Source organism: Candidatus Methylacidiphilum fumarolicum, from assembly GCF_949774925.1.
Taxonomy (GTDB): domain Bacteria; phylum Verrucomicrobiota; class Verrucomicrobiia; order Methylacidiphilales; family Methylacidiphilaceae; genus Methylacidiphilum; species Methylacidiphilum fumarolicum.
In genome coordinates, this window is sequence record NZ_OX458932.1 from 2,211,214 (window position 1) to 2,224,946 (window position 13,733).

13 protein-coding genes and 1 pseudogene are annotated in these 13,733 nt (G+C 44.2%); 6 read left to right on the forward strand and 8 right to left on the reverse strand.

Features of this window, described 5'->3' with window-relative positions:
• The first annotated feature begins 19 nt into the window (after nt 1-19).
• Nucleotides 20-2,821, forward strand: a complete 2,802-nt coding sequence (locus QOL44_RS10075; protein WP_009058222.1) for a bifunctional YncE family protein/alkaline phosphatase family protein — start codon at nt 20-22, stop codon at nt 2,819-2,821.
• A gap of 20 nt (nt 2,822-2,841) precedes the next feature.
• Here the strand turns inward: QOL44_RS10075 and QOL44_RS10080 are convergent, their stop codons facing one another.
• Nucleotides 2,842-3,183 (reverse strand): hypothetical protein, encoded by a 342-nt coding sequence (locus QOL44_RS10080; RefSeq protein ID WP_009058221.1) that lies wholly within the window; start codon nt 3,181-3,183, stop codon nt 2,842-2,844.
• 154 nt (nt 3,184-3,337) lie between these two features.
• Between QOL44_RS10080 and QOL44_RS10085 the strand changes: the two genes are divergently transcribed.
• On the forward strand, nt 3,338-4,201 hold the full coding sequence (locus tag QOL44_RS10085; protein ID WP_009058219.1) for a cation diffusion facilitator family transporter: 864 nt from the start codon (nt 3,338-3,340) through the stop codon (nt 4,199-4,201).
• A gap of 66 nt (nt 4,202-4,267) precedes the next feature.
• Here QOL44_RS10085 and tnpA read toward each other — a convergent pair.
• Together tnpA and QOL44_RS10095 are read right to left on the reverse strand one after the other, a co-directional pair.
• A pseudogene (gene tnpA, locus QOL44_RS10090) lies at nt 4,268-4,658 on the reverse strand (IS200/IS605 family transposase); the annotation flags it as partial.
• A gap of 111 nt (nt 4,659-4,769) precedes the next feature.
• Nucleotides 4,770-4,904, reverse strand: a complete 135-nt coding sequence (locus QOL44_RS10095; RefSeq protein WP_266098569.1) for a hypothetical protein — start codon at nt 4,902-4,904, stop codon at nt 4,770-4,772.
• Between the two features lie 178 nt (nt 4,905-5,082).
• On the opposite strand from QOL44_RS10095, the gene QOL44_RS10100 reads away from it, so the two are divergent.
• Both QOL44_RS10100 and QOL44_RS10105 read left to right on the forward strand, forming a co-directional pair.
• Nucleotides 5,083-5,805 carry an ABC transporter ATP-binding protein gene (locus QOL44_RS10100; RefSeq protein WP_009058215.1) on the forward strand — a complete coding sequence of 241 codons (723 nt, stop codon included), beginning with the start codon at nt 5,083-5,085 and terminating at the stop codon, nt 5,803-5,805.
• Nucleotides 5,762-6,571, forward strand: coding sequence for a hypothetical protein (locus QOL44_RS10105; protein ID WP_194281572.1), 810 nt, complete (start codon nt 5,762-5,764; stop codon nt 6,569-6,571). The genes QOL44_RS10100 and QOL44_RS10105 overlap by 44 nt, the downstream gene beginning before the upstream one ends.
• A 528-nt stretch (nt 6,572-7,099) precedes the next feature.
• Here the strand turns inward: QOL44_RS10105 and QOL44_RS10110 are convergent.
• Nucleotides 7,100-7,417, reverse strand: a complete 318-nt coding sequence (locus QOL44_RS10110) for a hypothetical protein (protein ID WP_045086471.1) — start codon at nt 7,415-7,417, stop codon at nt 7,100-7,102.
• A 119-nt stretch (nt 7,418-7,536) separates the two neighbouring features.
• Here QOL44_RS10110 and QOL44_RS10115 point away from each other — a divergent pair, with 119 nt between their 5' ends.
• Together QOL44_RS10115 and QOL44_RS10120 are read left to right on the forward strand one after the other, a co-directional pair.
• Nucleotides 7,537-8,346 (forward strand): hypothetical protein, encoded by an 810-nt coding sequence (locus tag QOL44_RS10115; protein ID WP_009058208.1) that lies wholly within the window; start codon nt 7,537-7,539, stop codon nt 8,344-8,346.
• Between the two features lie 374 nt (nt 8,347-8,720).
• Entirely contained in the window at nt 8,721-9,368 is a 648-nt protein-coding gene (locus tag QOL44_RS10120) for a NosD domain-containing protein (protein WP_390886889.1), read from the forward strand.
• Nucleotides 9,369-10,864: 1,496 nt separating this feature from the next.
• Here the strand turns inward: QOL44_RS10120 and trxA are convergent.
• Genes trxA through QOL44_RS10140 form a run of 4 tightly spaced genes read right to left on the reverse strand, consistent with a single transcriptional unit; the run spans nt 10,865 to nt 13,722 of the window.
• The gene (gene trxA, locus QOL44_RS10125; protein WP_009058201.1) at nt 10,865-11,674 is read right to left on the reverse strand and encodes a thioredoxin; all 810 of its coding nucleotides are present in this window, start codon (nt 11,672-11,674) and stop codon (nt 10,865-10,867) included.
• 10 nt (nt 11,675-11,684) lie between these two features.
• A complete protein-coding gene (locus tag QOL44_RS10130; protein ID WP_009058199.1) occupies nt 11,685-12,347 on the reverse strand; it encodes an O-methyltransferase in 663 nt (220 codons plus the stop codon).
• Nucleotides 12,348-12,364: 17 nt separating this feature from the next.
• A complete protein-coding gene (proC, locus tag QOL44_RS10135; RefSeq protein WP_009058197.1) occupies nt 12,365-13,237 on the reverse strand; it encodes a pyrroline-5-carboxylate reductase in 873 nt (290 codons plus the stop codon).
• Nucleotides 13,195-13,722, reverse strand: a complete 528-nt coding sequence (locus QOL44_RS10140) for a shikimate kinase (RefSeq protein WP_009058196.1) — start codon at nt 13,720-13,722, stop codon at nt 13,195-13,197. The genes proC and QOL44_RS10140 overlap by 43 nt, the downstream gene beginning before the upstream one ends.
• Nucleotides 13,723-13,733: the final 11 nt, after the last annotated feature.

Genomic DNA, 13,733 nt, shown 5'->3' on the forward strand with positions numbered 1-13,733 from the left:
TCTACAATTTTCAGAAGGAATGTCTAATTGTATTTTCTATTTGGTTTTTTTTCTATGTTTTCCTTTGGTCATTAGTCATCTTCAGGCTTCTCAAAGTGATAAAGGCATAGATCAAGGTTATAGTTCTACGGGTCTTCGGATTAATTATTCAGAAATACCTGGATATCGTGTAGAAGATATAGTGGTAGACACAGATTCGGGTGAATTCCCTGTTTCTGGAGCTACAGCCATAGCGATAAACCCAATCGAAGATACCCTGCTACTTTTGACAAGTGGCTACAATAAGCATTTTAATCCAAATGGACAAGTCATTCCTGAACAATCTAAAGAACATGTCTTTATTTACGATATCTCCCGAGGCTATCCTCAAAAAATGGCTATGGTGAGTATCCCCAACTCTTTTATGGGGATTGATTGGAATCCAGATGGGAGAGAATTTTACGTATCTGGTGGTATGGACGATGTCATTTATGCTTTTAAAGGTTTTGAACAACGTTGGTCCCTTTCTCGTCCTCCTCTTAGCCTTAATCATTCGAAAGGAAATGGTATTGAGACTAAACCAGTTGTTTCTGGCCTTCGAGTCAGTCCAGACGGGAAATTCCTTGTGGTTGCTAATTTTACTAATGATTCCATTAGCATGATCGATTTGGAAAACTGGAAGAAAATTGGAGAACTTGATCTTCGTCCTGGGAAAATCGACCCTAGATATGCCGGAACTCCAGGTGGGGAATATCCATTAGACCTCGCTTGGATAGGCAATAATAAAATTTATGTTTCAAGCCTTAGAGATAGAGAAATAGACATTATCAGCTTCGAAAATAACACCATGAAATTTTCTAAAAGACTATATCTTCAAGGCCAACCCAATCGAATCATTGTCAATAGCACTTTTAATCGAGCCTATATTACTGAAGATAATGCTGACCGATTAACTATTGTCGATACAAGCATCGACAAAGTCATAGAATCCATCCCGACAATGGGTCAACCTTCTGGAAAGCTACTCCAAGGAGCTGCTCCCAATAACCTCTCACTCGATCCTAGCGGCAAATTCCTTTATGTCACGAATGGTGGAATGAACTGTCTTTCCCTCATCAAACTAAGCCCCTATGCTCAAGGGATAACAAAAAAGAAAAATCCTCAATTGAAAAGTGAGCTCTTATGCCTCATTCCAACAGGCTGGTATCCTTCTGCCGTGGGCCTACGATCCGACGGAAAATGGATTTATGTCTGTAATTTTAAAAGCCGATTTGGTCCAAACAATGAACAATGGGAAAAACCAATAGCTTTAAATAACGAATTTTTTAAAAAGTGGTTATCGAAAAATCAATTTATCCTACAAAAATACTATTCGACTCTTTTGAGCTTTCCTCAACTCAAAGCCAACACCTATAAAACTCTTACGGAAGCTGTCATTGAAAATAATCATCTAAAAGAAGCTTCCAAAGAGCCACCTTCTCTATTTAGCAAGCTCCATGTTCTTGTGCATCATGTCCTTTATATTATCAAAGAAAATAGAAGTTACGATCAGCTTTTTGGCGATCTGAAAGCGGGTAATGGAGATCCAGATCTTGCGATTTTAGCACCCTATGCCCCCAATCACAGAAAACTGGCTTCTCAATTTGTCCTTTTAGACAACTTTCTTGATAGTGGAGAAGTGAGTGGCAATGGTTGGCTTTGGAGTACTGCAGCGAGGTCTTTAGACATCACAGAAAAAACTGTTCCTCTCCACTATAGTGGCCGTGGCATCACTTATGATTGGGAAGGAATGAACAGAAATATCAATATTGGGGAATCGTCTTTTGAATCCAGAAAAAAAGCTGATCCTCTTTTACCCAAAGATCCAGACATTCTCCCAGGGAATAGCGATATTTCTGCTCCCGATGGACCAGAAGGAGAGTTAGGGCTAGGTTATCTCTGGGATGAGGCCATAAGAAAAGGAATCTCCATACGAAATTATGGGTTTTTTGGAGATTTGACTCGATATCACTTACCAAAAGATCATCCATCATTTATTCCTTTAGCCAGGAATCCCTATAAGGAAAATATCGTTCAATTTTTCCCCACCAAGGCCTCTCTAGCTAAAGTCAGTGATCTTTTTTACCGCGGATTCGATATGAAATACCCAGATTTTTGGAGGTTTAAAGAATGGGAAAGGGAATTTGATGATTTTGTAAAAAATCACAATCTTCCCACGCTGGAACTAATAAGGCTTCCACACGATCATTTTGGATTATTTGGTCAAGGAATAGATAAAATTGATACAGTAGAAACTCAGATGGCAGACAATGATTATGCCCTTGGACTCATTGTTGAAAAGATCGCTCATAGCCCTTATAAAGATGACACTCTTATTTTCGTGATTGAAGACGACGCGCAAAATGGGATTGACCATGTGGATGCCCATCGAAGCATAGCACTGATTATTGGACCATATGTTAAACAAGGAATTACTATCTCAACTAGATACACGACAATTAATCTTCTCAAAACCATTGAAAAAATTCTTGGCCTAGGTTCATTATCCGTTTACGACCAATTTTCTCAACCTATGAGCAATATCTTTGATTTGAAACAAAAAAACTGGTCTTATACAGCAATCATTCCAGAAATACTGAACACGACCGATCTTCCTCTTCCGAACAAAAAATCAGTCCAACATCCAGCGCATGATAGCGCGTTCTGGAACGCGTTGATGTCAGAAGAAGATTTTTCTAAAGAAGATCAATTGGATGTCGATCGGTTTAATAAGGCTTTATGGATAGGGTTGAAAGGAAACAATCAACCCTATCCTCATTTAAAGTTAAAAAATAAGAACTAAAAATACTTTCGACAAAGAAATTAAGGAATAATTTCAGCATCCTCAATCAGATGATATCCGTCGGCACTGACCAATTTGCCTTTGACTGTGACTTTTTGGTCGGCATACTTTGCGGCTTCTTTCCCTATTGGCTTATGCTCTCCAACAATTATATATAGTTTTCCATCTTCTCCCTTCAACCCAGGGGGCAACCCAGCATTAAGACAAGTACGGCCACATTTCATGTGCTTTTCACCACGAGCAGCATGATCAATATAACAGACCAAATCGACTAGTTCTCCTTTAACAGTTACCTGTTCAGCTGCAAACAACCAAGAACCCTGAAAAGCAACAAGAATGAGAGCAAAAATAAATTTTTTCAATGCTTACCTCCTTGAGAATTAGTAATTTTTGCATTTTTTCATACCATAATATTTTCTCAAAAAAAATAAAATTTAAAAAAATGGACATGAATCCTTATTCCAAAATGTTAAACTATTCCAAGCTTATATCTGGCTAATCGAATCCTTTGTCTGAATGAACCAACAAAAGCAGATCAACCTCTTCGTTAGCTTAAGCATTCTGGTTAATTTCCTTTTGGCTGCTGGAAAAATTTCTTTTGGACTTAGTGGCCATTCTTTTGCTTTAAGTGCCGATGGTCTAGAATCCTTGGCTGATATAGGTTCTTCATTGCTTGTATGGTTTGGAATAAAAATTTCTCAAATTCCTCCTGACCCTAACCATCCTTTTGGCCATGGGAAAGCTGATCCTATAGCTGCATTTATCGTCTCCATACTCCTTATGCTTTGCACACTATTCGTATCCATCGAAGCCATAAAAAACTTATGGATTTCCACACCATTGCCTTCCCTTTATACCCTTCCTGCTATTGGCATAATCGTCATTATAAAAGAGATTTTTTATAGAATCTTTAAGAAACTTGGAGAAAATACCGGCAGTCTTGTTTTATGTGCTGATTCCTGGCATCATCGCTCCGATGTGTTATCTTCTTTATCCGCTTTTTTTGGAATTCTTATAGCAGTCGCTACTGGGTTAAAACAGGCGGACAGCATCGCAGCGATCGTATCAGCAATAATCATTTTTTGGAACAGCATTCATCTTATTAGACCTTCTTTCCTTGAAATGATGGATACGGCTCCCTCAAAGAACATTGAACAGAAAATCCGAAATATCGCAGAAGAAGTTCCAGGAGTCATAAAGATTGAAAAATGTAGAATTCGCAAAAGCGGCCACGGTCTACTGATGGATATCCATGTGATGGTATCCGGCACGCTGACAGTGAGAGAAGGGCATATTATCGGCCATAAAGTTAAAGATAAACTCTGTGCTTCCCCGATGAATATCACCGATGTAGTCGTCCATATCGAACCGGTAGAGTGATGTGCTTTCCTACTCCGTTGATCTGAAAACTCGCCGCAACCCTCTTCAGGAAGAGAATAAGGCACGTCATCCCAGTGTTCTCTGACTCTCAATATACTGCCTGATAACGAACAGAAGAGCGCCCCCACAACTCCCGGCGAAATAACTTGGAAACCAGAGATGCCCACCCAAGGGCTTTCAGCGAATTTGCCTAAAGTGTTTCTTTCGAAGCAGGCAGCTGGGCAGGCCTTTTCAGACTGTTCTCTAGCGCGGATATGGCCACTTTGGGTGGATAGATCACCAAAAAGTGCCCATAGACATGTTCCCCGTCAAACTCCAATCATTCGGATTCAAAATCTTTACAGACGAAGTCCATAAACTGGCGCCGGTCTTACAAAATCTCTTTGGTGAAGATTCCGCACCGATACTTAGTAACAAAGTCTAAATGGACATGAAGGTTATATTCGCAATGTCGACCTCAACGGCTTTCGTTTGACTTTGTCATTGACCAAGTAGAGACTAAAAAAATTGAAAATTTTCAAATCCTTTCGATTCCTTTTGGAACCCTACCCTGAACAAGACCTGCGCCTCACTCGTTACCGAGGAGGTGCGCGATGGGTTTTTGTATTTGCGCAAACCCTAAAGGCGGCTGGAAAAGCAGGGGATGATCGAGAGGAGCTCCTTGGACAGCTCTTCCTGCGGAGAGAAGGATTCGCCCGTTCATGACGGAGATTTTGATTCCATGAGACTACCAAAACTTCTCGGCGGCGCTCTTCTTACTTTTTGGCGGGTTAGCCGCAAGAGAGTCCTTGGAAGAAGCCCTTGGACTTTGTGGAAGACCTGTTTCCCATGCTCATCTTTACGGTGCTGGTTAACCCGTATCCCTCTATGGAGAGACTAACATGGTCGAAGTAGAAGGCCTTTTCAAGCGCTTCGGTCGGCGGATTGCTCTGAAAAACGTAAGCTTCCGGCTGCAAGAGGGCACCATTACTGCCCTCATCGGTCCCAACGGTTCCGGGAAGACAACGATTCTTAAAATTCTCTGCTCGTTAGTTCGTCCCGATCGAGGCTCGATTCGACTGGGAGGGAAAGATCCTCGTCGAGATCCCGAAGTCAGGCGACTGATTGGCTACATGCCGCAGGTCTACGACTTCCCAGAGCATCGAAGCCCAAGCGAGCTCATTCGCTGGCTAAAAGAAATTCGCGCCCAACCGGCCTCCAGGGAAGAAGATCTCGTTCGGCTCTTCGAGCTCGCTCCCGAAATGAAACGCAGCTTAGGCACTCTCTCCTGGGGAACCCGTGCCAAGGTTGCCTGCACCCTCGCTCTCATGTTTTCCAGCCCCATTCTTCTTTTGGATGAACCGACCGCTGGTATGGACCCGATCGCATCTACCCGGCTCAAAGACCTTCTGCGTATGGAACGAGAGGAAGGCAAGACTATCCTGCTCTCCTCTCATTCGATGGCCGATGTTGCGGAGGTCGGAGACCGATTGCTGCTCTTGGAACGCGGGAACCTCGTTCTTGAGGGAAACCCTAAGAAAATCATGGAAACCGAAAAGGTTCCAACCCTGGAAAGAGCCATTGCGCAAATTTTGGAGAATCGTCGACATGGACAAGCTTCGTAATCTTTTTGGCCGCGAGTTCCGCGATGCCCTGCTCCGACCCTGGATATGGGGATCGGCCGTGATCTTTGCGGCGGGGAGTATTGGTCTGCTGTGGGCAACCGGAGATTCCCGGAAGGCTTTGGCTGCGGTCACCGGGCTCTTTCCCTACTTGGTTTCACTCCTAGGAACACTTGGAGCAGCCATTGAGATGGCTGCCGAAAAGGGGTTTTTCGAGCTGGTTTTGCCCCAACCCATCTCCCGTATGATCGTTTTTCAAGCAAAGTTCCTCGCGTTTTCGCTGGCCTTTGGGTCTGCCCTACTGATCGGCCTTCTTCCGCTTCTTTTTGCTGCCTTCGAGGCGGTGGGGGCACTCGTCCTGAGCTTATTGGTCGGAGCCATCCTAGCCTTAGCGTGCATTTCGATCGGTTCGGGCTTTCTGTTTTGCCTTTTCTCGCGGGAGCGGGTCGCAGCCGTAGGTGCGGTTCTTGTTCTCTGGCTTTACTTGGCCTTCCTCCATGACTTGGTGATCCTCTGGGCCTGTAAGATGGGTGGAGGACCGGCTCCAGATCTCCTCGTGATCTCTCTGATCCTGATTAATCCAATCGAGGTTGCCCGCCTCGCCGTCGTCCTCCAACTCGACATTGCGGCTCTCCTGGGCATCACGGGCGCCATTCTTTCCCGCTTCTTTAGCGGCAGTGGCTTGATCTTCTGTGGAATGGCTCTTGCGCTCTGGATTGTTCTTCTCAACGTCCTGGGAAGCTGGATCTTTTCGCGAAAGGACTTTTAGCCAATCTTCCACGTGCGCCGTAACAAAACGTGCATCACGCCTCTGGGAGAAAATAATCAATTCTCCGGTGAATTAACTGAACCTCCGGAACTTTAAACCGCAAGTAATTGCAGCAGAACGGATATTATTTTTCGTTCTGGCTACGTGGCTCACCTGGGCGGGGAAGCGAAGAGAGAGAGCAGATCGATCTTTTGAAGGAGGCCATCAGCTCGGAGGGAATCCGAGAGAAGAGCTCGATTAGGGGCCGTCCTCTCAGAGAGAATTTGACTAAGCGGATCGCCTAAAGAGGCCAAAGCATCTTGGGCACCTCTAAGGGAAAGCCCGTGGCCACCCATTCCCCCCTCAAGTAGGTTCCTCATCCAGAAGGCAGATCCAGGTATAGTCACGGACCTGGTCCGGCCGGTTGTAATAGACGGGATGGACCTCAAGATGACTTTTTAGATCGACGAAGCCCGATTCGACTGAGGCAAGGACCTTGTAGGGCAAGACTTCTGACGCTTCCAGCTGTAAGGCGTTCAATCGGCTGATCTATCTTGCTAAAAGGATGGCCAGAGGCTTTCGAAGCTTCCGATACCTCATTATTGCCGCCTTCCTCAAAGCAACCCAAGTTGACCCGCAATGTTGCAGCGATAAAACTGCCAAGAGGCTCCGTGGGCCTCCGCTTCCTACGGTCAAGGAACCCGACGCATGCCAGAAACCGGTAGTCCCGCCGCCACGACCGCTACAGCCGTGTAGCCCAAGATCTCCGCATCCAACCACCTGACCTTTTTCGTCGCTCACAAAATTGCCCCCCCTGCGATCCTTCCTCTCTGCTAAATCCGTTCCCGCCCCAATCTCATGAACCATCCAGCTCCTCTAGTCCAGGCGGTTATCGCACTTCTCTGTGACGCCTTCATCTTTTATGTTTGACGTAAATTTATTATAATGATAATTTTATTAATAATGTTATTACAATTAAGACCACCATGAAAAAAAGGATGCAAGTCTTCCTGATAGGGTTGATATCGGTGTTTGTTCCCCCGCTTTTTTTCTCCCAGGGACAAACACAGGAGGCTAACACTCCTCCTGCCCAATCCCAATCCACAACCCCCTCTCCAGAGCAAGACAAAGGGATTGGTCCTATCCGTGAAGACGTCATGGGCAATAGGGTGCCGCGCAAAGAGGGGCAGCTGGTACGATCGGGAATGGTCGTTGCCGGATGCTTGACCCTCCTTGCCCTCTTCTTCCCTCTTTGGCATATCACCCTCACCGCGCCTCAGTATCCCGAAGGGCTTTCGCTAGAAATTTGGGCCCACACCATTCGTGGTAGCACCCCTTATGATCTGGGCAACATCAACCTCTTGAATCACTATATCGGAATGCAGTCTATCAATCCGGACCTGGTCCCAGAGCTCAAACTCGGTCGGCCTATCTTGGTTGCTCTCGCTCTCTTCGCTTGGCTTACCGCCCTGGCCAATTCGCGAAGGCTTGCGTGGATCTGGATTGGTCTGACCGTAGCTCTTTGCCTCGCGGTTGCCATCGACTTCTACCGATGGGAATACGATTACGGACATCATTTGGATCCGCATGCAGCGATACAAATCCCTGGCATGGCTTATCAGCCTCCCTTCTTCGGCAGCAAACACCTTCTCAATTTTGTGGCGACTTCACTGCCAGCGGCGGGAAGCTACCTGATCCTCGCCGCACTGCTGATTGCCGCTTGGTCCGCAAAAAGTAAGCACGCGGCTTCCCGAGCATTTACTTCCCTTTTCCGCTTCAGGCGAACTACGGGTTAGAGAAGCTATTAGACGGGTGTATTATGATTTCAATAATGCGAAGCTTCGCTTCATTACCATCTCGCTGGCTTGGGTTTCATTTGCTCCTAGTCCCCCCTCTACTGCTTCCTTCCGCCGTTCAGGCTCGAAGTTGGATCGTCTCCCCTCAGGGGGGAGACTTTTCCACTTTGCGGAGCGCCCTCGCCGCAGCGCAGCCGGGTGATCGACTTGTCCTGCAGTCCGGCGTCTATCGAGAAGGCCCGCTCCTAATCCGAAGCCCAATTGTAATCGAAGGAGAAGGATGGCCCGTGATCGACGGGGAAAAACGTTACGAGATGCTCCGGATTGAGTCCGACGGTGTCCGGATCTCGGGCATCGTTTTCCGAAATTCCGGCATGAGCTACTCGATCGACATCGCCGCCCTTAAGCTCCTTAAAGGGAAAAACTGCCAAATCGAGGCCAACCGGTTTGAAAACAACTTCTTTTCGATCTACTGCGCGAATGCCCAGGAATGCACGGTGGCAAACAATGAGATTGTGGGACATGCGATTTCCGAAGGCGCTTCGGCCAATGGAATTCACCTTTGGAGTTGCCAGCGGATGAAGATCCATGGGAATCGCGTGCAAGGGCATCGAGATGGTATCTATTTCGAATTCGTGACGGAAAGTCTTGTCGAGGGGAATCAGTCGATTGGTAATCTCCGTTATGGACTTCACTTCATGTTCTCCAACGATGATGTCTATCGAACGAACCTCTTCGAACGAAACGGAGCCGGCGTTGCCGTGATGTTTTCCAAGCGAATCCTTATGGAAGGCAATCAATATCGGAACAACTGGGGGCCAACAAGCTACGGGCTACTTCTCAAGTCCATTGACGACAGCCTCATTCGGCGGAATCTTTTTGTCCGCAACACAACGGCGATCCGATTCGACGAGGCTATTAGGAATAAATTGAAAATTTTATATTTCTTTACAAGCGGGCTTTTGGTCTTATGTAGTCATCTATTTTTAACTAAACTCTTAGCTGAAAAAAAAACACAGTAGAGCAAGTTTTTTACTGTTGTTGTAAAAACGGTTCGTGGAATAATGGCTTCTGTAGGGAGCAAGAAAAGACACTAACCAGCCGAAAGGCAAAAAGTTTCCTTCAGTCGCAGGGCTGAGGCCTCGTATAAGTAACGCTCGACGAGGGCATTGGACATTCAACCAACAAGTTCCCTCAGCTGCAAAGCTGATGCTTCGTTTAAGCGTTGCAGGGGTTATTGCCTGGAGCGAAATTATCACCTTCCCTCTGCTGATAAGCTGAGGCTTCGTTTATTTCCATGCTGTTAAAGCACAGCGGGGAATTTTTTGTTAACCTGAATTAAAACGAAAAAAGAAAGAAAATATAGGAGACTTCAGCCTATCGAATAAGGAAGGCAAAATTTACATAATGATTAAGGGAAGAGTTGTTAATGATGAAGGGAATCCTTTTAATCCTAACAGCTCATTAGTATTCTGTGCTCGGCTGACCTCTTCCGCGCTCGTTTTAGAGCTTCGTCACAATGACAAAATAGTTTGCTTTTTCTTACCTCCGGATATGAAACTTGCAAAATAGTGTTTCGCTGTTGTTGACAGAAAGCCTGCCATTCAATTTTTCCTTTTTAGGTAGTTTTTTTCCTATATCAACTCCGCGGAAAAAATGGCTTATACAAGGAAATAAGAATTCTATATCTGGTAGTTATGGTAGTCAGGATGCTATCTACCCCGCTTTGACAGGCGAATTTACAAGTTTTTCTATCTCCTCTTCCGAAGACTCATACAAGTATCGTGCAAAGATATAAACTTTATAAAGCTTCCCCCCTATTCGGATATTCTTTGTTGGAGACTTATTCTTACCTTTGCCCTGCCATCCAAGAAGAATACTTCATTAACAAATATTTTTTCTGCAATTCTTGAATTCGGTCGTTCTAATTCTTCCTCACAGAATTTGTCGTAACCTCTTTTTGTCATCATTACTTCATTTTCTCTAATCATCCCAAACAGCGGTTCTTCCACTCCTGCATCATTTCCATTTTTCTCATCTTTGTTTACGAAGTGCCTTATATTTCCCCTAACAAATTCCTTTAGTTTTTTTGAAACCGTTTTAGCGCGCTCTAGTGGCGGGAGGCTTGGTATCCTGTTACCTGCATTAGCTAACCTGAGGAAAAAGTTTATTTGGGCTCTTCTTCTTTCTTGCTTTTCTTGCCGTTTTCTACACTCTTCCTCTACCTTTTGTTCAACCTTTCGCTTTCTTTTGTAAGCTTCCTTTTGCCTCGCAAATTCTAAAATCCTTGCCTCTTTCCACTGTATTAATAGTTCTTGTTTAGATGTTTTTTTCTGCCACCGGTTTGTAAAATTTCGTTTTGCGGGCAGCTCCCCTTCTCACCATTTTGCACTACTTTTAGTTTAGGCTCCGACCAATCAGCACGTCAAACTTCTTCGTCGAATATAGGTTCGCCATGCCTGTTTATAACTAGATTGGCATGGCAAGATCAATAACTATCCATTACTCCCTATCCCTCTTAAACATTGACAGCTGTAGAGAAAGCTCGGCTGTATTTTAAAGAAAGTGGGTGTCTTGGACCAAGATATCGAAATAAGTTACGAACCGCCTTTAAGACCAATCCTTCTCCAATATTCTTATTTATATGCAACAGAGAAATCCAATTAAACAGTCCTTTTTCTATATCCAATTTTTTAATTGCTTCTAACCCCTCCACAAATCGTATTTTTTCTTCTGTTTCGCCCAATTTTTCTATTTCCATTCCAAGCAATAAAGTTCCAAGACATTTGATTGCCTCATAGATGGATGGATCTTCCGATTCAATTTCAGGTTGGAGAACTGACAACGCTTTTTGCGGATCGGACAATAGAAGGAATTTCGCATAGATTAAAAACTCTTGGGGATTCTCTGGCTTTTCCTTTTCTTTTTCAAAAGCCACGATCGCCTCATGGAACTTACCCTGCTCAAATAAATCAAGAGCTGTTTTCCATTTTGTCTTCTGCCCCTTTTGACTCAAATTTTTCTCCAGCCAACTCTTAATTGCTGCTTTAGGTTGCAAACCAACGAAGCGGTCTTTTTCCTCCCCATCAACAAATATCCTCACATCGGGAATTCCACTCACTCCGTAGGCTACAGCCACTGCTTCTTGTTCATCTACATTCACTTTTGCTAGATCCCATTTTCCTTGCGCTTCGGCTGCCAACTCTTCTAGCAGGGGAGACAACATGCGGCAGGGACCGCACCACGCTGCCCAAAAGTCCACCACAACAGGGATGGTTTTGCTTCTATGGATAACTTCTTGTTCAAAATCGTTTACATCGAAAATCATAAGATTCCTTCTAGTTTTTCTTTCTAGCGATCACCACTCCATCGGCTATAGGAAGGAGTACCGATTCAATTCTAGTATCGTTGCTTAGTTTGTCGTTGAGTCTACTCAACACAAGAGAATCTTTATCAGAGTCTTCAGGACGAATCACCCTTCCTTTCCAAAACATGTTGTCGAATACAAGGAGTCCATTCTGTCGCATTTTAGGCAATAACAATTCATAATAATTCTCATAATTTTCTTTATCCGCATCAATAAAAGCAAAATCAAACCGTAAATCCTCTTCCAAATCTTGAATGGTTTTTAATGCAGGACCGATTTTCACTTCTATTTTATGTTCCAACCCAGCTTCTTTCCAATATTTAGATGCCAATGCAATCCACTGAGGATTAATTTCACAACAAACAAGCTTTCCAGATTGAGCTAATGCCCTTGCAATGGCTATGGAACCAATCCCTGTAAAGGTTCCCACTTCTATCGCAGTCTTTGCATTACATGCCGCAACCAGTATCGAGAGGAAACTTTCTTCCTCTGGAGGAATAGCCATCTCAGAAATTTCTCCTAATGCCAGGGTCTCTCTCCGAAGCTTTTGCATTAAAGGATCGGAAGCATAAGTCCTATGGCAAATGGCATAATCGTAAAGTTCTTTGGTTATGGGATAAAAAGTCAAGCTCATTCTTAAGATTCTTTTATTTATTTAAAGTTGGCTTCCAATGTTTCAGCCTTTTTCTTTGCCGCTTCTATAGCTTCCAGTAAAATATCTTCCCACCCCTTTCGAACCATCACTTGAGTCGCTGCTTCTGTAATTCCACGTGGCGTTTTAACTTCAGAGAGCAGTTTTTCAGGGGATCTCTTTGTTTCCATTAACAATGAGAGGGTCCCCAAAACCATCTCATTCATCAATTGAATCGCCTCTAAATCCGGAAATCCATAGGCTTTGGCTTGTTCTATTAACCCTATCATAAGCATACAGACATAAGCCGGGCCACACCCTACTAATGCAGTTGCTGCCGCCATAAGATCTTCGCTAATCTGAATAGGATGGCCTAGTAGGGAAAATAAATAATGGATCAGGCCAACCATCTCCCCATTCTTTGTATCCTGATCCCTATTTAAAGCATAAGGGATCACTCCTTTGCCTATTTGGCAAGGAAGATTTGGCATTGCCCGAACCACCATGCAATGGGATAAAAGTTGGGTTATGTTTTTTATTGTCAGGCCAGCGACAACCGAAATGAAAACTTTAGATGCTATTATGGCACTGATTTCTCGTAAAACCTCTTCTGCTTGGAGTGGTTTCACACATAAAAATACCAGATCTGTATTATTAACTAGCTCCCGATTATCCAAGGTAGTATGGATTTTATGGCTCTCAAATTCTTCTAAAAAAGATTGAATGCTCCCTTTGGAACGCCCAGAAATCCAGAGTGGATTTTCTAAGCTTATTTTATTATTCCCTAAAAACCCGTGCACAAGCGCCTTAGCCATTTTTCCAGAACCAATAAAGCCTATACGAGAATGTCTTAGCCACTTTTTTTCTCCGTTGCTCTTATCCAATGACTCCATAAAAGTTCTCCCAGCTGTTCAATTGATTTCCCATCCACCTCAATTGCCATGTCTGCTGCTTTGTAAACAGATTCTCTTTCCTTCAATAACTTTTCTAATGTCATTTTTGGATTTTCCCCAAAAAGAAGGGGTCTATCCGTTTTATCTTGTAGCCTTGACCAAAGAAGTTCCAAAGAGGCTTGAAGATAAAAAAGAAACCCATGCTCTTTTAAAAGAGAAAGGTTAGATGGATTCAGTAAGGTCCCCCCTCCCGTGGCAATTACTCCGGGTGGAGAGGAAATGACTTGGTAAACCATTTCCATTTCCTTTTTCCTGAAATACTCGCCTCCTTTCGTGGCGAAGATTTCAGCTATTGTTGCCTTTTCTGCTTCTTCTATCATCCGATCCAAATCATAAACGGGAATCGCTTTTTCTTGGGAAAGCCAGGATCCAACGCTAGATTTTCCAGCCCCCATCATCCCCACAAGTACAATGTGCCTTGGCATACCCTAAAACT